The 21,280-nt window shown below is 41.6% G+C and carries 22 protein-coding genes; 11 read left to right on the top strand and 11 right to left on the bottom strand.

Annotated features, from left to right (window positions below; genetic code table 11):
* Positions 1–6: 6 nt before the first annotated feature.
* A complete protein-coding gene (locus H6G18_RS07755; protein ID WP_010997804.1) occupies positions 7–684 on the bottom strand; it encodes a response regulator transcription factor in 678 nt (225 codons plus the stop codon).
* An 879-nt stretch (positions 685–1,563) separates the two neighbouring features.
* On the opposite strand from H6G18_RS07755, the gene groES reads away from it, so the two are divergent.
* A complete protein-coding gene (groES, locus tag H6G18_RS07750) occupies positions 1,564–1,875 on the top strand; it encodes a co-chaperone GroES (protein WP_190406511.1) in 312 nt (103 codons plus the stop codon).
* A gap of 88 nt (positions 1,876–1,963) precedes the next feature.
* Positions 1,964–3,598 carry a chaperonin GroEL gene (gene groL, locus H6G18_RS07745; protein WP_190406510.1) on the top strand — a complete coding sequence of 545 codons (1,635 nt, stop codon included), beginning with the start codon at positions 1,964–1,966 and terminating at the stop codon, positions 3,596–3,598.
* A 191-nt stretch (positions 3,599–3,789) separates the two neighbouring features.
* Here the strand turns inward: groL and H6G18_RS07740 are convergent, their stop codons facing one another.
* Both H6G18_RS07740 and H6G18_RS07735 read right to left on the bottom strand, forming a co-directional pair.
* Positions 3,790–3,972 carry a type II toxin-antitoxin system HicA family toxin gene (locus H6G18_RS07740; protein ID WP_190406509.1) on the bottom strand — a complete coding sequence of 61 codons (183 nt, stop codon included), beginning with the start codon at positions 3,970–3,972 and terminating at the stop codon, positions 3,790–3,792.
* Between the two features lie 7 nt (positions 3,973–3,979).
* Positions 3,980–4,210, bottom strand: a complete 231-nt coding sequence (locus H6G18_RS07735) for a type II toxin-antitoxin system HicB family antitoxin (RefSeq protein WP_190406508.1) — start codon at positions 4,208–4,210, stop codon at positions 3,980–3,982.
* Positions 4,211–4,356: 146 nt separating this feature from the next.
* On the opposite strand from H6G18_RS07735, the gene H6G18_RS07730 reads away from it, so the two are divergent.
* From H6G18_RS07730 to H6G18_RS07720, 3 genes are read left to right on the top strand one after another with little or no spacing between them, the layout of a single operon-like run.
* The gene (locus H6G18_RS07730; RefSeq protein ID WP_190406507.1) at positions 4,357–5,196 is read left to right on the top strand and encodes an urease accessory protein UreD; all 840 of its coding nucleotides are present in this window, start codon (positions 4,357–4,359) and stop codon (positions 5,194–5,196) included.
* A 13-nt stretch (positions 5,197–5,209) separates the two neighbouring features.
* Entirely contained in the window at positions 5,210–5,512 is a 303-nt protein-coding gene (gene ureA, locus H6G18_RS07725; RefSeq protein WP_190406506.1) for an urease subunit gamma, read from the top strand.
* Positions 5,513–5,530: 18 nt separating this feature from the next.
* Positions 5,531–5,857: an urease subunit beta gene (locus H6G18_RS07720; RefSeq protein ID WP_190406505.1), complete on the top strand. Its 327-nt coding sequence runs from the start codon at positions 5,531–5,533 to the stop codon at positions 5,855–5,857.
* Between the two features lie 17 nt (positions 5,858–5,874).
* Here the strand turns inward: H6G18_RS07720 and H6G18_RS07715 are convergent, their stop codons facing one another.
* The gene (locus H6G18_RS07715; protein WP_277875575.1) at positions 5,875–6,117 is read right to left on the bottom strand and encodes a GxxExxY protein; all 243 of its coding nucleotides are present in this window, start codon (positions 6,115–6,117) and stop codon (positions 5,875–5,877) included.
* Between H6G18_RS07715 and H6G18_RS25245 the strand changes: the two genes are divergently transcribed.
* From H6G18_RS25245 to H6G18_RS07690, 5 genes are all read left to right on the top strand, one after another.
* Positions 6,096–6,191, top strand: a complete 96-nt coding sequence (locus H6G18_RS25245; RefSeq protein WP_190406504.1) for an urease subunit beta — start codon at positions 6,096–6,098, stop codon at positions 6,189–6,191. The genes H6G18_RS07715 and H6G18_RS25245 overlap by 22 nt on opposite strands.
* Before the next feature lie 54 nt (positions 6,192–6,245).
* Positions 6,246–7,169 (top strand): hypothetical protein, encoded by a 924-nt coding sequence (locus H6G18_RS07705; protein ID WP_190406503.1) that lies wholly within the window; start codon positions 6,246–6,248, stop codon positions 7,167–7,169.
* A 122-nt stretch (positions 7,170–7,291) separates the two neighbouring features.
* The gene (gene ureC, locus H6G18_RS07700; protein ID WP_190406502.1) at positions 7,292–8,998 is read left to right on the top strand and encodes an urease subunit alpha; all 1,707 of its coding nucleotides are present in this window, start codon (positions 7,292–7,294) and stop codon (positions 8,996–8,998) included.
* Between the two features lie 354 nt (positions 8,999–9,352).
* Positions 9,353–10,501, top strand: coding sequence for a hybrid sensor histidine kinase/response regulator (locus tag H6G18_RS07695; protein ID WP_190406501.1), 1,149 nt, complete (start codon positions 9,353–9,355; stop codon positions 10,499–10,501).
* 101 nt (positions 10,502–10,602) lie between these two features.
* Complete coding sequence (locus H6G18_RS07690) at positions 10,603–11,985, top strand: aldehyde dehydrogenase family protein (RefSeq protein WP_190406500.1); 1,383 nt, start codon at positions 10,603–10,605, stop codon at positions 11,983–11,985.
* 29 nt (positions 11,986–12,014) lie between these two features.
* Here the strand turns inward: H6G18_RS07690 and H6G18_RS07685 are convergent, their stop codons facing one another.
* The 3 genes from H6G18_RS07685 to H6G18_RS07675 all read right to left on the bottom strand — a co-directional run bounded on the left by H6G18_RS07685 (position 12,015) and on the right by H6G18_RS07675 (position 13,632).
* Positions 12,015–12,605 carry a sulfite oxidase-like oxidoreductase gene (locus H6G18_RS07685; protein WP_190406499.1) on the bottom strand — a complete coding sequence of 197 codons (591 nt, stop codon included), beginning with the start codon at positions 12,603–12,605 and terminating at the stop codon, positions 12,015–12,017.
* A 195-nt stretch (positions 12,606–12,800) separates the two neighbouring features.
* Entirely contained in the window at positions 12,801–12,974 is a 174-nt protein-coding gene (gene rpmF, locus H6G18_RS07680; protein ID WP_011320324.1) for a 50S ribosomal protein L32, read from the bottom strand.
* A gap of 124 nt (positions 12,975–13,098) precedes the next feature.
* The gene (locus tag H6G18_RS07675; RefSeq protein WP_190406498.1) at positions 13,099–13,632 is read right to left on the bottom strand and encodes a hypothetical protein; all 534 of its coding nucleotides are present in this window, start codon (positions 13,630–13,632) and stop codon (positions 13,099–13,101) included.
* Between the two features lie 197 nt (positions 13,633–13,829).
* Between H6G18_RS07675 and H6G18_RS07670 the strand changes: the two genes are divergently transcribed.
* The gene (locus tag H6G18_RS07670; protein WP_190406497.1) at positions 13,830–15,791 is read left to right on the top strand and encodes a caspase family protein; all 1,962 of its coding nucleotides are present in this window, start codon (positions 13,830–13,832) and stop codon (positions 15,789–15,791) included.
* A gap of 76 nt (positions 15,792–15,867) precedes the next feature.
* On the opposite strand, the gene H6G18_RS07665 is transcribed toward H6G18_RS07670, so the two are convergent.
* The 4 genes from H6G18_RS07665 to H6G18_RS07650 form a co-directional block, all read right to left on the bottom strand.
* Positions 15,868–16,245, bottom strand: a complete 378-nt coding sequence (locus tag H6G18_RS07665) for a Mo-dependent nitrogenase C-terminal domain-containing protein (protein WP_190406496.1) — start codon at positions 16,243–16,245, stop codon at positions 15,868–15,870.
* 714 nt (positions 16,246–16,959) lie between these two features.
* Positions 16,960–18,729, bottom strand: coding sequence for a ribonuclease J (locus tag H6G18_RS07660; protein ID WP_190406495.1), 1,770 nt, complete (start codon positions 18,727–18,729; stop codon positions 16,960–16,962).
* Between the two features lie 448 nt (positions 18,730–19,177).
* Positions 19,178–20,062: a 4-hydroxy-tetrahydrodipicolinate synthase gene (gene dapA / locus H6G18_RS07655; protein ID WP_190406494.1), complete on the bottom strand. Its 885-nt coding sequence runs from the start codon at positions 20,060–20,062 to the stop codon at positions 19,178–19,180.
* A 113-nt stretch (positions 20,063–20,175) separates the two neighbouring features.
* Positions 20,176–21,219: an aspartate-semialdehyde dehydrogenase gene (locus H6G18_RS07650; RefSeq protein WP_190406493.1), complete on the bottom strand. Its 1,044-nt coding sequence runs from the start codon at positions 21,217–21,219 to the stop codon at positions 20,176–20,178.
* Positions 21,220–21,280: the final 61 nt, after the last annotated feature.

The raw sequence follows: 21,280 nt of genomic DNA, 5'->3' as shown, positions 1-21,280 counted from the left end.
AGCTATTTAAGCCATTTGGTTTTCAATCGCCCACCGTGCTAGTTCGGTGCGGTTGTGGAGATTGGTTTTGCCCAACATATTGGAAACGTGGCTTTCAACGGTGCGCTGACTAACATTTAATTCTTCAGCGATTTCCCGGTTAGCTAAACCCCTAGCTACAAACTGCACTACCTTCAGTTCGGTTGGGGTTAACTGCACATCGAAGGGAACTTGAATGCGGGAACCGTTTTCCCCGCCTTTGGCTTGGTGTTCCTTCCAACGAATAGTTTGTTTCAGTGAAGATTCTACTTGTGCTACGAGTTCTTCTGGTTCAAAAGGCTTGACCATATAAACATCTGCACCTTTGTTCAGACCTTTAACTCGGTCTGCACTTTGTCCTTTTGCTGAGAGGAAAAGAACAGGAATCCAACTGGTGCGTTCGTTTTGCCGGACTTGTTCTACAAAGGTATATCCGTCCATTTCTGGCATCATCACGTCGCAGATGATCATGTCTGGAACATCATGTTCAAGAATTTCCAGAGCTTCTCTTCCGTTTTCCGCCGTGATGACTTCATATCCTCTGAATTCCAAGTAGTCCTTCACCAGCAAGATGAGGTTAGGGTCATCATCAATCAATAGAAGTCGTTTGTGATCTTTCATGCTGGGCTCTTTCATAGCAGTGGCACTTGTCGCGCTTCGATCCATCAAAGTCTTGAATGGTTATCCTTTATGGTGGATTGTTGAGATGTTGTCATTTTTCCCACTTAAGTTGCCCTTTCTTCCTTGGAGTCTTAAAAGTGGTTTTCACTTTCTATGACACCACCAGTACATTGGCAATATTCCAGTGAGGATACGCAGAGCAATAGTATTATAATGCGCTATTATATATCCCTTTGAAAGTGGCGGGTGAAAATACACTGATTAAATAATAATCTTTCTAGTTCACAAGTAAGTATTGGCTTAAGATGACCCTAGCTGCAACATGACCCGCGTTTTCATTGGCTTACTGCTCTACAATACCCTTCTGATGTTCAGCCTTTGTTTAGATGTTCACAAGCAAGTAAGGGATTTGTTGGCAAAGGATGGGTTAAAAATGCTGATTCTTGCGCCACCATTATGCCTATCAAGTGTTCTTGGATGATCCGCTCAATAACCTCCGGGTTTGCTTGGCGATACCAGACACTTCCGGTTAGACAACTATTATCGATCTAGAACAACAAACTAGCAAGCTATAAGCTTGAGTTTTGTTGCACTACATCACTGTATTGTTACTCATTGAGCGTCTCCCTGATTACTGTTCTATAACAATTTCCCCAGATTGCAAATAAAGTTGTCCATATAAAAATATTCGTTACTTACAGAAAAGAACCTGAAAAATACGAATAATTGAGTATTAGTACTTACGGGATATTCTGGAAGTGTATTAATTAATCATTAGTTCTCTGCTCCCTATGCTCTCTGCTCCCTACTCCCTAGTCATTCTAGTTCGGGAACCCGTACACACGGAAACATTGCCATTGGGGGCTGGTTTTAGGTAGATTAGCACTCAGGAGTTGAGAGTGCTAACTCTGGAGAATTTAAAATATGGCAGCTGTATCTCTAAGCGTATCCACCGTTAAACCTTTAGGCGATCGCGTTTTCGTAAAAGTGAGCGCCTCCGAAGAAAAGACCGCAGGTGGTTTGTATTTGCCCGACACCGCTAAGGAAAAACCCCAAGTAGGCGAAGTAGTTGCCCTTGGCCCTGGCAAGCGTAATGATGACGGTAGCCGTCAAGAGTTGGAAGTAAAAGTTGGCGATAAGGTGCTGTACTCCAAGTACGCCGGCACTGATGTCAAGCTCGGAACTGAAGAATACGTACTGCTTTCCGAAAAAGATATTTTAGCAGTCGTTGGCTAATTGGTAGTAGTCAAACCATTGACAACTGACAACTAACAACTGACCACTGACACAAAAATTGACTTAACTTCCTGAGATTTAGACACCTATGGCAAAGCGCATTATCTATAACGAAAACGCTCGTCGCGCCTTAGAACGAGGCATGGACATTCTAGCTGAGGCTGTAGCTGTTACCCTCGGCCCCAAAGGTCGTAACGTAGTACTAGAGAAGAAGTTTGGTGCGCCGCAAATCGTGAATGACGGTGTAACCATCGCTAAAGAAATTGAATTAGAAGATCACGTTGAGAACACAGGCGTTGCTTTGATTCGCCAAGCTGCTTCCAAGACCAACGACGCAGCAGGTGATGGTACAACCACTGCTACCGTTTTGGCTCACGCCATTGTCAAAGAAGGTTTGCGGAACGTAGCAGCTGGTGCTAATGCGATTCTGTTGAAGCGCGGTATTGATAAAGCTACCAACTTCTTGGTAGAAAGAATTAAAGAACACGCTCGTCCTGTAGAAGATTCTAAAGCGATCGCTCAAGTCGGGGCAATCTCTGCTGGTAACGACGATGAAGTCGGTCAGATGATTGCTCAAGCAATGGACAAAGTAGGTAAGGAAGGCGTTATCTCCTTAGAAGAAGGTAAGTCTGTAACTACCGAATTGGAAATTACCGAAGGGATGCGCTTTGACAAAGGCTACATCTCCCCCTACTTTGCTACCGACCCAGAACGGATGGAAGCGATTTTCGATGAGCCTTTCTTGTTGTTGACAGACAAGAAAATTGCTCTCGTCCAAGATTTAGTACCAGTTCTAGAGCAAGTAGCTCGTGCTGGTCGTCCTCTGGTGATTATCGCAGAAGATATTGAAAAAGAAGCTTTGGCAACCCTAGTAGTCAACCGTTTACGCGGTGTACTCAACGTTGCTGCTGTAAAAGCTCCTGGTTTTGGCGATCGCCGTAAGGCTATGCTAGAAGATATCGCTATCCTCACCGGCGGTCAACTAATCACCGAAGATGCTGGTCTGAAGCTAGAAAACACCAAGCTGGATAGCTTGGGTAAAGCTCGCCGCATCACCATTACTAAAGACAGCACCACAATTGTTGCTGACGGTAACGAAGCTCCTGTGAAAGCTCGTGTAGAACAAATTCGTCGTCAACTCGAAGAAACCGAGTCTTCCTACGACAAAGAAAAACTACAAGAGCGTCTAGCTAAACTCTCTGGTGGTGTAGCTGTGGTGAAAGTGGGTGCAGCCACTGAAACCGAAATGAAAGACAAGAAACTCCGCCTGGAAGATGCTATCAACGCTACTAAGGCTGCTGTTGAAGAAGGTATCGTTCCTGGTGGTGGTACAACCTTGGCTCACCTCACCCCCGAACTCGAAGCTTGGGCTAACAGCAACCTCAAAGATGAAGAGTTGACTGGTGCTTTGATTGTCGCTCGTGCATTACCCGCACCTCTGAAGAGAATTGCGGAAAACGCTGGTCAAAACGGCGCTGTAATTGCTGAACGCGTCAAAGAAAAAGAATTCAACGTTGGCTTCAACGCTGCTACCAACGAATTTGTAGATATGTTCGACGCTGGTATCGTTGACCCCGCGAAGGTAACACGTTCTGCATTGCAAAACGCTGCTTCCATCGCTGGGATGGTGTTGACAACCGAGTGTATTGTTGTTGACAAGCCAGAACCCAAAGATGCTGCTCCGGCTGGTGCTGGCGCTGGCGGCGGTGACTTCGATTACTAATATTCTGTAGTCAGTTAGATAATTTAAAAAACAGCTGCTTCCTTTGTGGAAGTGGCTGTTTTTATTATTTCACGCAAAGGCACAGAGGCGCAAATAGGGTCAGTGTTTATGCCTTTGACACACTAATTTAAAGTGTTAAGATTGACCAATTTAGGTCAATTTTATACTTAAATAATATATGCGATTTGATATTATTTAGCACGTAATGTCCCTTCAGGCATATCACCAGAATGGTTAGGAATAGTAGTGTAACGATTAGTTTCTGGATTAAACCAAATTTCGTGACTACCTGCGGCTTGACGATAAAAAACAAAGCCAAAGGTTTTTAAGATTTTAATAATTTGTCTGTAACTAAATCCACTTAGCCTACCCATGATTTAACTATTGACTTACAACTAAAGGATAGTTAAATTGCTCGGCTATTGGATGGAAATAATCTGATTCTTGATTTAAAGATTGTGCTTCAATTAACTTACGAGCTACATCACGAGCAATTTCTAAAGTTTCGGCAACTGTTCGCCCTTGTGCTACTAACCCTTGAAGCTCATCAGATGTTGCTAAATAAACACCTTCTGGTAATTTTTCTATATGTATATTTATTAATCTTTCCATTGGTGCGTAGAAATTTTACTTTTTAGTGTACTTAATTAATATCATATCGCTTTCTGAAATAGAGCGATAACCTCCCCTTGAGCAGAAATTATCAATGACACCTCAACGTCCGTATATTATTGATTATTAATGTTGCAGAAACCTAAATGAGCGAAACTGACACTATAGTAAAAGGCTGGCATGGCAAACTTGATTTAGTTTATGCCGATCGCTCAAATTCCACCCAGTTAATTTACAATCACCAGCAAGCACCGCTAAAAGTACAGCGTCCGTTCTATCCAGAAGGGGAAAAGGTCTGTCATAGCGTGATTTTACACACGGCTGGGGGTGTGGTGGGAGGCGATCGCCTATCTTATAATCTCCACCTCCAACCGAACGCGCAAGCTTTAATTACCACCGCCGCCGCCGGGAAGGTATATCGCAGCGACGGCTTACAAGCTAGACAAACCATAGATATACAAGTTGATGCGGGTGCTTGTTTAGAATGGCTACCGCAAGAAACAATTTTATTTAATGGTGCGATTTATCGCCAAGATTTACGGGTAGAATTAGCGACTGGAGCCAATTTCTTAGGCTGGGAAATTACCCGATTTGGTCGTAGTGCTAGAGGAGAGAAATTCTACCAAGGAGAATGGCGATCGCATACAGAAATTTGGCAACAAGGTGTTCCCTTGTGGATAGATCGTCAATGGCTACCGGGGAATGAAGCCGTTTTCCACAGTCCTCATGGTTTGGCTGGACAACCAATAGTAGGTAGTCTAGTTTGGTTGGGTAGTCCCGTTTCCACAAAAATCATCGAAAAAGCCCGAAATTTAGGGAATACTCAAGGCGAAAGAGGCGTTACCAGCTTAGAAAATGGATTTTTATGTCGATATCGTGGTGCTTCCACATCTGAAGTGAGAAACTGGTTTACAGATGTTTGGCAATTGCTGCGAGGTGAGTTTTTCAGTCGTGGTAAATGTATACCCAGAGTGTGGCAAACTTAATTCGTAATTAATCATGCAGCTTACACCACAAGAAAAAGATAAATTATTGATTTTTACCGCCGCTTTAGTAGCAGAAAGACGTAAAAATAGAGGTTTAAAACTTAATTATCCAGAAGCCATTGCTTATATTTCTGCTGCTATTTTAGAAGGTGCAAGAGATGGAAATACAGTAGCAGAATTAATGAGTTATGGCACAACTCTTTTAACAAGAGATCAGGTGATGGAAGGTGTTGCGGAAATGGTGCATGAAGTTCAGGTAGAAGCCACTTTTCCTGATGGAACAAAGTTGGTAACAGTGCATAATCCTATTCGTTAATGTGCAAAGGAGCAAAATATGATTCCAGGAGAAATTATTACACAATCAGGAGAAATTGAACTTAATGCCAATCGAGTTACTACTAGGTTAGTCGTAGCAAATGCAGGAGATAGACCAATTCAAGTTGGTTCTCACTTTCACTTTTATGAAGTTAATGATGCGTTAATTTTTGATAGGGAATTGGCGTTGGGAATGCGTTTAGATATTCCTGCGGGGACGGCGGTTAGGTTTGAACCTGGGGATGAGAAGGAGGTGATTTTAGTTCCTTTGGTTGGGAGTCGTCGGGTTTATGGGTTTAATGGGAGGGTGAATGGGGAAATTAACGCAGAGGGGCGCGGAGGTTAGCGTAGAGGAACGCGGAGTTAGAGGTTGTTGGCTACGCGTTTGATGCCTTCTTTGAGGTGGAGGACGTTAAAGTTGAGGAGGAGTCCGAGTTTGCAATTTGTGAGTTTTAAATAAGTTAGAAGTTGGACTGAGTGAATGGGTTTGAGGGATTCTACAGACTTAATTTCAATAATTACTTTATTTTCTACTATTAAATCAAGGAATATACTATGCCTTACAGAATTCTCCCCACGCCTACTTGGAAACTTACAGCCGCACAGTAGGCAACTATCCTATACAAATTGGTTCTCATTTTCATTTTTGCGAACTCAACATAATTCTGAACTTTGACTAATAACAACCACGATAATTGCTATGTAATAATTTGGATCTTCTATTAAATTTAACAATGATGCAATCTAACACGTTAAGACTACTCGAAACTATTCTCGACGATGCAATTAAATCTAAGAAGAGAGATGAACCAGCAAGAAATGTATTATTAAATGCAATGAAACTTCCTGGTGATCCTAAAAATATTTTAGATTTTTATCTAATTTTAAAGAAAGCTGAAGAAGAAGCAAAAAAATTAAATAATATTCCAAAAATTGATAGATACATTCAAGTAATAGATGGGCTACATCAGCTTTTTGTGGTTAATCATCTTTGGTCTACAGGATGGCATACTTTTGCTGATTATATTGAAAGTAGAAATGTACTCAATACTCTAGATGCACTAGCAAACTATTGTCATGCTCAAAAAGGTACAGTATTTCTAGATATAGATTTTTTAGGAAAACTTAACGTTGAAGTTGAGTCTCTTCGGAAGAAAATAATAAATTCGGATTTATCTCAACAATTAAAAAATTATTTAATTAATAAAATTGAAGATATATTACAAGCCTTGTGTCGATATTCTATTGATGGAACTGAAGGACTAGAAAAAACTGCTAAATCATTAGTGACTGATTTGGTGATTGTAGACAATGAACTTAAAGATGATGATAAAAATAATGTTACGTATAAAGGATTTAAAGCATTTATTCTCAGCCTAGTCTTATGTATTCAACCTCCTAGTGTTTATGACATAATTGGAGCAGTTCCAGATATAACAGAATTTTGGATGCCTAAAATTGAGGAATTAACTAACGGTAAAGAAAAAATAGAAAAGCTCATTGATGATGGATTAAGTATACAAGCTATTTTTGAAAAGGCATCAGAGATATTTAGCATAGACTCAACAAAAAAACTTTCAGGAAAAGAACAAAAAGCTTTACCACCTTCAAAGGAAAATATAGAAAAAAATACTTTGAATACTGAGAATAAAGCATGATATTTGACTATCTACGTTTTATAGATAGTTAAGTTGAGCATACTGAAATATGACTCAATATCAATGCTCAAATTTTATCAAATCATAAATCAATATCATAATACTTTTGCTGGGAGTATACCATGCCCTACAGAATGTCCCGCCACGCCTACGCAGAAACCTACGGCCCCACAGTAGGCGATCGCATCCGACTTGCTGATACAGAATTATTTATAGAAGTAGAACAAGACTTCACAACCTACGGCGATGAAGTGAAATTTGGTGGTGGTAAAGTTATTAGGGATGGTATGGGACAATCCCCCATTTCTAACGCCGATGGTGCAGTAGATTTAGTCATTACTAATGCTGTGATTCTCGATTGGTGGGGGATTGTCAAAGCAGATATCGGCATTAAAGATGGCAAAATATTTAAAATTGGGAAAGCCGGGAATCCCTATATTCAAGATAATGTAGATATTATTATCGGCCCTGGAACTGAAGCCTTAGCCGGGGAAGGAATGATTCTCACGGCTGGCGGTATTGATAGTCATATTCATTTTATTTGTCCCCAACAAATAGAAGTAGCGATCGCCTCCGGTATCACTACTATGATTGGCGGTGGTACAGGCCCAGCCACAGGAACCAACGCCACCACCTGCACCCCCGGCCCTTGGAATATGTACCGGATGCTGCAAGCGGCTGATGCTTTCCCTGTCAACTTAGGTTTTTTAGGTAAAGGTAACACCAGTCAACCCGAAGGATTAGTAGAACAAGTTTTCGCTGGTGCAATGGGGTTAAAACTTCATGAAGACTGGGGAACCACACCAGCCACTATTGACACTTGCTTGAGTGTAGCCGATGAATATGATGTGCAAGTGGCAATTCACACCGACACCCTCAACGAAGCCGGATTTGTTGAAGATACCATCGCCGCTTTCAAAAATCGCGCCATCCACACTTACCATACCGAAGGCGCAGGCGGTGGACACGCACCAGACATTATCAAAGTCTGTGGACAAGCCAACGTCCTCCCATCTTCCACCAACCCCACCCGCCCTTACACCGTCAACACCTTAGACGAACACCTAGATATGTTGATGGTATGTCATCATCTAGATCCAGCGATCGCCGAAGATGTGGCTTTTGCTGAATCCCGCATCCGCCGCGAAACCATCGCCGCCGAAGATATTCTCCACGACTTAGGGGCGTTTAGTATGATTGCTTCCGATTCCCAAGCTATGGGCAGAGTAGGGGAAGTAATAATTCGCACTTGGCAGACATCCCACAAAATGAAGTTGCAACGGGGAAGCCTTGCAGGAGATGGTGAAGCAGACAATTTAAGAGCTAAAAGATATGTTGCTAAATACACAATCAATCCTGCAATTACGCATGGAATCGCTGAGTATGTAGGTTCTGTAGAAGCAGGTAAACTTGCAGATTTATGTTTGTGGAGACCAGCGTTTTTTGGTGTCAAACCAGAGATAGTCATTAAAGGCGGAATGATTGCTTGGTCACAAATGGGTGATGCTAACGCCAGCATTCCCACACCGCAACCTGTCCATATGCGTCCTATGTTTGGCAGTTTTGCAGGTGCTAGAAATGCCACATCTTTAACCTTTGTTTCCCAAGCTGCACTAGAAAGAGAAATTCCTCAGCAGTTGGGTTTGAGAAAATCAGCAGTCGCAGTTTCCGGAACTCGTCAATTAACTAAGGGGGATATGAAGTTGAATGATGCGCTACCTCATATAGAAGTAGATTCAGAAACGTACCAAGTTAGAGCCGATGGGGAATTGTTGACTTGTGAACCTGCGACCGTTTTACCAATGGCACAAAGGTATTTTTTATTTTAATGTCTGAGCCGAGAAGATATTCAAGAATTATTTCGGTTTATTGACTGGGTGATAGTTTTACCAAGGGAATTGGCACTGAGTTTGAAAATAGAAGTCAGGATAAAAGTTAATACAAGCTTTGTATTTATTGGGTGGTTGGTTAACCCATGTACAAATTATAGGGATTGTACATTAAGGTAGCAGGTCAAGGGTGATTTCTTCCCGTATCAATAAAATTGCAAGTTAATTGCCAGAATATCGATGGGAAGATATCCTACTCTACGGCACAGCTAACCCTACCATTGATTTGAGGCGATCGCTCCCGTAACTGCTTGCTCATAACAAAATCCCTGTTACCCTATACTCCGGTGTCACATGAGTTCACAATCTAGCAAAATTTTAGTTGTCGATGATTCTCCAGATAATGTATTTTTGATTAAGACTATTCTGGAAGAAGAAGGTTATACAGTTAGCACAGCCGAAAATGGCATCTCAGCATTAGCCCAATTGCAAGCATCCCCTTGTGATTTGGTGTTGTTGGATCTAATGATGCCAGGAATGGATGGTTATGAAGTCACTAGACGAGTTCGAGGGGAGATGAACTTGCAGCAGTACATCCCCATCTTGCTAATTACCGCCCACGATGCACCAAATGTAGCTTATGGATTAGACTTAGGTGCTGATGATTTTATCCGTAAACCTGTAACAGTGGATGAATTACTCGCAAGAGTGCGATCGCTTCTACGTTTGAAGCATAGTATGGATGAACGTGACGAAATAGCCCGTCAGCGTGAAGATTTTGTCTCTCGTCTCACTCACGATTTGCGTACTCCCCTAGTTGCAGCTGATCGGATGCTCGCACTATTTCAACAAGGTGCTTTGGGAGATTTATCAGCGCAAATGCAGGAAGTAATCGCCATCATGGCGCGGAGTAATATTAACCTGCTGTCGATGGTAAATACCTTATTAGAAGTCTACCGTTTTGAAGCTGGTCGCAAAACCTTGGCATTTCAGCCAGTAAATCTCAACCAATTGCTAGATGAGGTAATTGGGGAACTTACACCTTTAGCCCAAGAAAAAGGTTTGGTAATCAATCGGGATGCAAGTATAGTCACAGGTGATGCTATTCCCCCCACCATAGGCGTTGGCGCTTCGCCCACCGTAGGTGATCGCCTAGAACTGCATCGCTTGTTTACCAATCTTATCGGTAATGCTATCAAGTTTACAACTTCTGGCTCAGTCACTATCCGCCTGAAAACTATAAAATTGAGTAATCAACAAGATGTTTCTGAATCCAGCGACTATATAAATATTGAAATAGCAGACACAGGCCCAGGTATTCCACTAGAAGAACAAGCCACATTATTTGAAAGATTTCGTCAAGGTAGTCATAAAATCTCTGGTAGTGGCTTAGGGTTATATCTTTCTCGGCGCATTGTTGAAGCTCATCATGGCAATATTGTAGTCAATTCAGAGTTAGGTAAAGGTAGTGTATTTATCGTCAGTTTACCTATGAAAAAATAAAAAATAAAAATTATCATTTCTGATTCATATTGCTTTGAAATAAAGCAATTCGTGATTTATCTTTACTTGAGTAAACTAGAAAATTAAGCGTGAATAAAAATATGATTACTGTTGAAACATCAAAAATTCAGGAAATAATCCAGCAACAGCGTAAGTTTTTTCAAAATGGTCAAACAAAAGACATTAATTTTCGGCTGGAACAACTAAAGAAGCTGAAGCAATTAGTTACTGAAAATACACAAGCAATCACTAAAGCGTTAAAAGCAGATTTAAATAAATCAGAATTTGAAACTTACGCTACAGAGATTGGTGTAACTAAAGAAATTGATTATGCCATTAAGAATCTCAGGACTTGGTCTAAACCCAAAAAAGCCCCAGTCTCCTTAGATTTTTTTTCTTATTCAGCAAGAATTTATCCAGAACCACTAGGCGTTGTTTTAATTATCAGCCCGTGGAATTATCCATTTGGCTTGATTATTTCACCTTTAGTAGGGGCGATCGCCGCCGGAAATTGTGCTATTGTTAAACCCTCCGAACTTGCACCCCATACCTCTAGCTTTTTCGCAGAAACTGTTAGTAAATACTTTCCCACTGAATACATTACAGTGCTAGAAGGCGGTGTAGAAACTAGCCAAGAATTACTAACTCAAAAATTTGATCATATATTTTTCACTGGTGGTACATCCATAGGCAAAGTTGTCATGGAAGCAGCAGCCAAACATCTCACACCAGTCACATTAGAATTGGGTGGTAAAAGTCCTTGTATTGTTGATACAGATATTAATCTTGAACACACAGCTAGACGGATTACTTGGGGCAAATTTATTAATTCAGGACAAACTTGTATTGCACCTGATTATCTTTTAGTCAATCAAAAAATTAAAAAAGATTTAATTGCTGCTTTACAAAAAAAACTCAAAGAATTTTATGGCGATAACCCAGCAGAAAGCCCTGATTATGGCAGGATTATTAGCCATAAACATTTTGAGCGTGTAGCTAAATTGCTCAATAACGGTGAAATCATTGTTGGGGGCGAAACTAACTCCACAGAAAAATATATTGCTCCCACATTATTAGATCATGTTTCTTTGACTGATCCTGTGATGCAGGAAGAAATTTTTGGGCCGATTTTACCTGTGATTGAATACACAGATATTCAAGATGCGATCGCCATCATTAATTCTCAACCAAAACCCCTAGCTTTATACCTATTTTCCCAAGATAAAGCCCTACAAAAGCGTGTCCTGCAAGAAACCTCATCTGGTGGAGTATGTATTAACGACACAATGATGCAAGTCGGTGTTTCATCCCTACCCTTTGGTGGCGTGGGTGATAGCGGTATTGGCAGCTATCACGGTCAAGCCAGTTTTGACACCTTTTCCCACTACAAAAGTGTTTTGAAAAACTCCTTCTGGATAGATATAAACTGGCGTTACGCACCCTACAAAGATAAATTATCTTTAATCAAACGAATTATTAAGTAGATTACTGAAGACTGGGGCGGAATTACGAATTAACTATACCGTTCCTCATCCCAAGGTTCACCACGACGATGGTAGCCGTTGCGTTCCCAAAAACCCAATTCTTCCTTGTCTAGAAACTCCAAACCATTAATCCATTTAGCACTTTTCCAGGCGTAGAGATGAGGTACAACAAGACGCATCGGCCCGCCATGTTCTGTAGGAAGGTCTTCACCAAACAATTTAAACGCAAAAAAGTTTTCCTCCCGTACAAAGTCAGACATGGCAATATTTGTAGTGTAATCGCCATAGCAATGTTCCATTACATGAACGGCTTTAGGGTCTACCTCAATCAGACTCATAAAATCTGTCACCTTAATCCCCGTCCATTTGACATCAAGCTTAGACCAACGGGTGACACAGTGGAAATCTGCTGTAAATTCGTGGTGAGGTAAAGCCATAAAATCTGACCAAGTTAAAATGGTAGGCTTTACCAAACCCCACACCCGAAACTCCCATTGTTCTATACTTACTTGTGGCGCTGCACCGTAGGTTAGCACAGGAAAACCCTTAGCTAGATGCTGTCCTGGGGGAACACGGTTACTATTAGTTTGATCTGGTTTCTGAAAAAATTTTCCTAGCATACTTCTTGTATAACAATCAAAAATAGGAATAGATTAATATATTCGTCGCAAATCCCTATAAATATTAATTTTAATAAACACTAAAAAATCAGGAGCTACAGATCACTTACTCTTTATATGATTATTTGATCATCAGTCATGGGTGAAAGGTAATGGGTAATGGGTTCTGCCAATTACTCATTACCCATTTTTTTCTTATTCTTCTTCGTCTTCTTCTTCAGCAGTAGGATAGACAAATGTAGAACGTCCAGTCAAAATTGATTTACCCAAAGAGAGAGCTTTTTGCGCTTCAACAGCAGCCTTGTGTCTCCAGGTAGCTCGACGTTTGTCTCGTTTTGATTTAGATGTTTTCTTCTTAGGAACCGCCATAGTAGCTGATATCGGAATTCTTCACAACCTTTCTATTCTAAGCGATCAAATAACGATGATCACCTTAAGGGGTAAAAAAGGGACTAGGGATGTGGTAATAAACCCTAACCCCATCCTCTAGCCCTTACTGTGGCTGATTGGTAGGCTCTGCTTTTGGTTCCGGGGATGCTGTCGGAATAGTGACGGCGGCGGCTGGGTTGGGAGTGGTTTGTGGCTGTTCAAAAAGTAAGAGCGATCGCGCACTTTTGAAGTAAGTCGCCCAACGTTGCGGATCGGGACGGTTGCGCCATTGCTGACGGCTGACATCTAAAACTAACACTGGTGCGATCGCTCCATAACTTTGTACGGAGACAATCACAGAAATATCTGTAACTAATATATCTTGATCAAAACTACGTTGAGCCGCAGCCCTAGCACTCATTTCTGCCCTGCGTAGTATAGCCTCGTAGGCTTCATCAGGTAATCTATCAATAGTCAAGTCAACTCTGGCTGTGTAAGCTCGCACAATCTGCGGGAAAACCATTTCTGTTACAAGCCATACAGGAACAGGAAATAAAAGCAAAAAGATTAACGGAAATGTCCGGATTTTTTTGTCAATTTGGCTAATAACTGTAAAGGGAATGTTTAATGATAGTTGGTGAGTACAACTCTTGTTCATGACCTGACATCTCCTTAATTGAGGTTCTTTAATTTGAATAGCTTGAGAAAATTTTCCGAAAGTAGAGGTAATAAAAAATACGTATCTTTAATGACTCAATGAGAATCTCCTAGACTATTAGACATAGGTTAGCTTTGTTTTTTCAGCAAAGCCAACCGCAATTTTAGGCAAGCACACAACAACCTACAAAGAGCGGGATGGCAAACTACTGGGCGATCGCCATAGGCGTTAATCAATATCAGTTATTTCAACCTTTACTTTGCGCCCAAGCCGATGCCGAGGCGCTTAAAGACTTTTTGGTTCAACAAGCAGGTTTCGTACCCCAACGCTGCCTGCTGATGACGGATACATCGCCACCAATTGACGATAGATCCACCTATCCTACAAAAGAAAATATATTGCTGTTGCTGGAAGATTTAGCCGCCGCCTGTTGGCAACCAGAAGACCATTTATGGTTCTTTTTTAGCGGTTATGGAGTCAACCACAACGGCAGAGATTATTTAATGCCCACAGAAGGCGACCCTAAACTAGTAGAAGAAACTGGTATAGAAGTGCGATCGCTAATGCAAAGTTTGCAGCTTGCTGACCTCAATGTATTGCTGCTCTTTGATATCAACCGTGCTTCCGCTAGCCAAGGTGATACTCCCGTAGGCCAAGAAATCATCGAACTCGCTGAAGAACTACAACTGTCCACCATTGTTTCCTGTCAATCAGACCAATTTTCTCAAGAAAGTAGGGAACTAGGTCACGGGATATTTACAGGCGCATTGTTGTCAGCTTTACGTTCTGGTTATGGCAGTAACTTAGCAGAATTAGAAAAATACTTAAGTGTTCTGACTCCCGAATTATCTCAGCATTACTGGCGACCTACACAAAACCCCGTAGCCGTTATCCCTTTTGATGAACAGGCAATTTTGCCGCCAGTAGAAACAACAAACAATACTGAAATAGAACTGAGCGCCGCCGTACCCAGTACCTTAGAACCTTCTGAAGCCGAACCAATTATTTTCTCAGAAGAAAGTTTTGCCGTAATGTTAACAGCACCATCTTTGGGAGAACCTCCTAGAACTGCTGTCAACTCGTCAAAATTCGGGATATGGGGAGAATCTCAAGGGTTTGAAACTAATGGCAATGGCAAATCACCAACTGTCACCCTAGATAAACAGCCATACCCAGCAATAAATACTGGCTTCACTCCGCAATACCAACCACCTGCACCTGATGAAGAAGAGGGTACAAGCGGAAGATTCATCCCCAATGCTCCCCAACCTTATATCTCTCGACTACCAGCCAATAAGGTAGAGCCTCCATTATGGAGACAGTTCCTGCTGTGGGGTGGCGGTACTATGGTGGTTGTGGCTTTAATTTCTATTGTTCTACTTCGTAATCAGTCCAGAGTTTTAAGAGCAAAGCAACTACCTACGACTACAAGCGATTCACAACTCATCAAAACTCCCTCAACTCCTCACCCACTCCCTAAGCTATCTCCAGCCCCACTAAATCCACCAAAGAACCAATCAGCTGCTCAAATTGCGCCTATTTCTGAATCAAGAAAACGCAATCAAGCTGTATTAGACCTAGCAAAAATGTCCTTAAGACAGACTCAAGCTAGCGATCTAAGCTTGGCGATCGCCACGGCTAAAAAAATTAAACCCGGTGAACCCCTTTACGACCAAGCTCAGGAAAATATTAAGATTTGGAGCCGAATGATTTTAGATTTAGCAGAAGGTCGCGCCAAACAAAGACAATATGCCAATGCGATCGCAGCTGCTCAATTAATTTCCCAAGACGACACCATCTTATATCCCCAAGCAAAAACAGCCATTGAACAGTGGCGCTCAGAAGCCAAAGAGTTTCTAGCTAATCAAACCCTTATAGATGCTGCTAACGCCTTAATTAGACAAGGACAAGCTTCTACTTATAATCGTGCTATTGAAGTAGCCAAAAGAGTACCCCAAAGTCAACCAGGCTTTGATTTAGCAAAAAAATCTATTAATAAATGGAGTGAAACAATCCTGGATCTAGCCAAAAATCGCGCTGATCAAGGAAACTTCAACGCTGCAATTGAAACTGCTATCTTAGTCCCAGAAGGAACAGCCATTTACGAAGATGCTCAAGAAGCCATCCAAAAATGGCAGGCTAGGAAAAAGAGTCAATAGTCATTAGTCAATAGTCATTGGTTAAAAACCTTTTTTTTTAGCTTTTAGCTTTTAACTGTTGACTGTTGACCGTTGACTAAAAATACTGTGACACATCCTCGCCGCACTCATCCGCTAGATAACACAGCGCCCGGAAACGCAAGCTAACGACTTCTTCGTATAAAGGGTTGAGTTTGCACATTGGTGGAATGTGTAAAATCGTCTTGCCAAATAACTTGATGTCGCGCTCAAAGGGACATTGAGCAGGGATCATTTGACATAGGCGGTGGGCTAGTTGGCGATCGCTTACTTTAATATTGTCTAGCCAGCGTCGCCAGAGTTTAAAAATATCCCAACCTGACTGAGAAGGAGAAGCTTGCAACTGGTGTGGATGATTATTCTGATCTTCTGCGTGGTTGATCGAAATCCAGCTTGCAACAAAAAGCTTTTTTGTGGTATTATCAAATACCTTCATGGTTATGCCTCTTTTTTTACGAGGGAATTCATCTTTCCGATGAACTTATACAATGTGATAACTACCTGGTCGGGAAAAAACTCGTCCTGATCGCTAAATTGTGCAAATATTGGGCAGCTACTGAAATCAGGACATGACTTATTACTACGTCAAGTTAATCGCAATTTTCTCGGAAGCGGTAGTGTAATCATCCGATCTTGTTCATAACTTGACACAGTTTAAATTCTAATGAAGACATCTATCTTCGGGTGGAATTTGCAGAAATATTCACAAAGCTTAACATAATAATTTCTGGTAATAGAAGAATACTTGTATTGAAATATTTCTGCTGTTGGTTAAGTACTCTAGAAACTATCTTTAAACGTTAGAACTTGCAATAACGCAGTAAACACCTCTCCGCCTTTTTCCTCAACGACACTTTGGCGCTAGTGTTTACGCCTTTGACTTTGAGTTTGGCTCAAGCTTTAAGTTTAAATCCGATTCCTTATACCAATTCAAAATTCAAAATTCAAAATTAATAATCAAGGCAGGACAAGCGTTTGGGGCTGTATATCTGTCGCCTTCTTTTTTCAAATTGGTATTATTTACTAGTTATCGCCTCCCCGAACTCGTCTACATTCAATATCGCACATCAAAACGCAAAGACACTTATGCGTCTTTGCGTCTACCATGAGGGTTCCGTTTGGGGTATTGGTTTTTACGTGAGCTTAATTATTACGAAGCGACCTGAGCAGCAGTCCGAGTCCGTCGCCTTCTACCATCGGCAACCTTCACAGGTGGCTCATCAGGAATTTGCATTAGGAAAGTCACAGATGGCTGACATTGCAACTCACGACGAATGGAACGTTGCAACTCACGTTCTAAAGTCCCTTGCAAGCCACCCCAATCTACTTCTGGTTGCTCACCTTCAGAAGATGAAAATTCAGACCAACGCACGCTAATAATTTCTTCAATACGCTGTTGTACCCACTTTTGTAGCAGCGATCGCTCTACACTAGTAACAACACCCCGTATGTGAATTTCTGGTTTAGCCAGCAATTTACCCTGCCAATCAATCGCCGCCGCAATAGTAACAAGACCTTCTTCTGCCATGCGTTGGCGTTCTTGCAGAACTTTCGCACTGACCATGCCAGAACTTGTAGTATCCACCAACTCGATACCAGATTGTACTTTACCTGCAACGCGAATCGATTCTTCCGTTAGTTCGATGACATCGCCATTCTGAATAATCACCATATTCTCAGCAGGAACACCCATTTTTTGTGCTGTTTGGGAGTGTTTCACCAGCATCCGATGCTCACCGTGGACTGGTACAAAGAACTTGGGTCTAGTTAAGGCAATCATCAACTTTTGGTCTTCCTGACAGCCGTGTCCAGAAACGTGAATGCCATGTTCCCGTCCATAGACAACTTTTGCTCCTTGCTGCATCAATTTATCGATGGTGTTGACTACAGCAATTGTGTTCCCTGGAATTGGGTTAGCAGAAAAGACAACGGTATCAGTTGGACGAATTTTAATATGGGGGTGTTCTTTGTTGGCAATCCTGGTCATAGCTGCCATTGTTTCACCTTGGGAACCAGTGGTAAGAACCAACACATTATCATCTGGCAGATTACGCACCATGTGCAAGGGTTGCAACAGATTATCTTCACATTTGATGTAACCTAGATTACGGGCATGGGCTATCAAATTCAGCATGGAACGCCCGACAACCGTCACTACACGGTTATGCTTTCGTGCCAGTTGCAAAATCATGTTGATACGATGGACGCTGGAAGCAAAGGTAGTTACGAATAGTCGTCCTTCTGCTTGACTAAAGACTCTATCTAGGTTGGGAAAAACTGACGCTTCCGACGGTGTGAATCCTGGAACTTCGGAGTTAGTTGAGTCACTCAAAAGGCAAAGTACACCTTTTTCGCCGTGTTCTGCTAGACGTTGTAAGTCAAATTTTTCGCCATCAACTGGAGTGTGGTCAAATTTAAAATCTCCGGTATGAATCACCACGCCTAAGGGAGTGTGAATGGCGATGGTGAAGCTATCGGCAATGGAGTGGGTGTTACGGATGTACTCGACAAAGAAGGATTTACCAATTCGGACAACATCGCGTGGTAAAACTGTTCTTAATTCTGTGCGATCGCGTACTCCTGCTTCTTCTAATTTACCCTCTAGCATTGCCATTGCTAGTCTAGGACCATAAATGACCGGAATGTCAAATTGCTTGAGGTGAAAAGCAATACCACCAATATGGTCTTCATGACCGTGGGTGACAATCATGCCTTTAATTTTGTGGCGATTTTCCCGTAAATAAGTCGTATCTGGCAGAACGATATTTACCCCGTGCATTGCCTTTGTCGGGAAAGCCAATCCTGCATCTAAGAGGATAATTTCATCATCGTATTCAAAAACACAGGTGTTTTTACCAATTTCATGTAAACCGCCCAATGGAATAATTTTTAGGCCGGCATTAGTTTCGTTTTTACTCATTTTCTCCTTAAGATCGTTTGTTGTTTTTGTTTGAGAGTTAATAAATTTGAAAATTCAGCTTCTTTTAGGAATGAAAACATTAGCCTGCTTTTACAAAGCAGCCAAATTTTAATTAAATGTGCAGTTTTTGGTTCAATAAAAAGAAATTTTATGTTGAATAATTCATTGTATGTTTATTCGGTTTTAGCACAAGTTTTAAAAGTATTAGAAGCTAGGTTGGAAATAAAACTTTAATCATCGGATTTTTCTAGTAGATAGTTATTTTTGTCAAGCCCCATTAATCCGGGACTGCCAAATCAAGAAATAATCAGTTGCTTTGGTGAGTAGGGGAAGACGAAATCTGATATTTCTATTAGATAGCAGGAATTGAGTAATTGAATTTTTGGATGTCCCTAATTGATATACAGTTTTCGCAAACAAAACTCAACTAATGCCTAAATAATGGCGATTAAATTAAATCGAGATTTTTCAGTACTGCCTCTAATTTTTGGCTGACTTCTCCATCAGCTTCACTTAGTGGTGGACGAGTTGAACCAACCTCCCAGCCTTGAAGTTTTAATGCTTGTTTAATAGGAATCGGATTTGTAGTGATAAATAAAGCTTTAAACAATGGGAAGAGTCGAAGATGAATATCACTGGCGACTGTCACTTGCCCGGCATTAAAAGCTTGAATCATCTGCTGTAGTTGGTTGCCTACGAGATGGGAAGCTACACTAACTACACCTTTTGCCCCTATCGCTAACAAAGGCAAGGTCAGGGAATCATCTCCAGCGTAAATCTGGAACTCTTTTGGTGTCAAGCGGCGAATTTCTCCCGCTTGGTCGAGATTGCCACTAGCTTCTTTAATACCAACAATATTGTCAATTTCAGCTAACCGCACAACTGTCTCTGGACTGAGATTTTGACCAGTTCGACCAGGAACGTTGTATAACAATAGCGCTAGTTCTGGACAGGCTTGCGCTATCGCCTGAAAGTGCTGGTAGAGTCCTGCTTGTGGCGGTTTATTGTAATAAGGTACTACTTGTAAAGTACCGTGTACTCCTATTTTAGCTGCTTTTTGCGTAGCTGCGATCGCTTCTTTGGTGGAATTGGAACCACATCCAGCTATTACCTTGGCTTTGCCTGCTACTGCTTGCAAAATTTCCACAAACAATTGGTATTCTTCATCCCAACTTAATGTCGGCGATTCTCCAGTTGTACCACACACAACCAATGTATCTGTACCATTATCAGCTAAATGTGCTGCTAATTCTGCTGCTACGGTATAGTTAACACTCCCGTCCGCTTTGAATGGTGTAATCATCGCGGTTAAAACTCTGCCAAAATCTCCCACCCTCTTGTTACTCCTAAAATTACCCTTTTTTGTGTTTGTCAGTTGTTAGTTGCTGCTTTCTTGCTACTAATTAGTGACTACTGACTACTGTACAGACGTTGCAGGCAAAGCCTCTACCTAGCAACATACGCTTTTGTAGGTTGGAGTAAATTTTTTTCTACTAACAACTCGGCTATTTGTACTGCATTTAACGCCGCACCTTTACGAATTTGGTCACCGCAAAGCCAGAGTTCTAAACCGTAGGGGTGAGAAATATCTTGACGAATTCTGCCCACTAAAACTTCATCACGACCGCTAGCTTCTATTGGCATGGGAAAATAATTTCTTTTCCAATCTTCTAATAATTTTACTCCAGGTGCGTGACTTAAAATTTTTCTGGCTTCCTCTGGAGAAAATGGTTCCGCGAACTCTAGATTAATTGCTTCTGAGTGGGCGCGTAGTACGGGAACCCGTACACAAGTTGCCGTGATTCTAATTTCTTGTGTACCAAAAATTTTCCGGGTTTCATTGACCATTTTCAACTCTTCCTCACAATACCCTGAATCTGTTAATGGGGAGTTATGGGGAAATAAATTAAATGCTAATGGATATGGTAATATCTTGGCGACTGGTTCCTTGCCTTGTAAGATAGCACTTGTTTGGGTTTTGACTTCTTCCATTGCTTTGGCACCCGCACCACTTGCAGATTGGTAAGTTGCAGCCACAATGCGTTGCACTGGTCTAACTTGATGTAGGGGCCACACTGCCAACGTCATCAAAATTGTGGTGCAGTTGGGGTTAGCAATGATGCCTTTGTGAGCAAATGCTGCTTGGGGGTTCACCTCTGGCACGATGAGGGGAACATCTGGGTTCATCCTGAAGGCGCTGGAGTTATCGATTACCACCGCACCTTTTTCAACAGCTACAGATGCCCAAGTTTTGGATGTGGAACCACCAGCACTAGCTAAGACTATATCCACATTTTCAAAAGCGCGATCGCTCACTGATTCTACTACTATATCTTCGCCCTTAAAAGGGAGCGATCGCCCAACACTCCTTTCTGAAGCTAATAATTTTAAATCACCTACCGGAAAATTCCGGTTTTCTAGTAATTCCAGCAACTCTGTACCAACAGCACCAGTTGCTCCCAAAATAGCTACGCGATACGATTTAGACAAACTAAACTTCTCCTTCCTCAGAGGTTATGGTGAATTTTTTGGTAGTTTTTTACAGGTTTAT

The organism is Anabaena subtropica FACHB-260, assembly GCF_014697105.1.
GTDB lineage: Bacteria > Cyanobacteriota > Cyanobacteriia > Cyanobacteriales > Nostocaceae > Trichormus > Trichormus subtropicus.
This window is presented reverse-complemented; position numbering and strand designations above follow the sequence as displayed.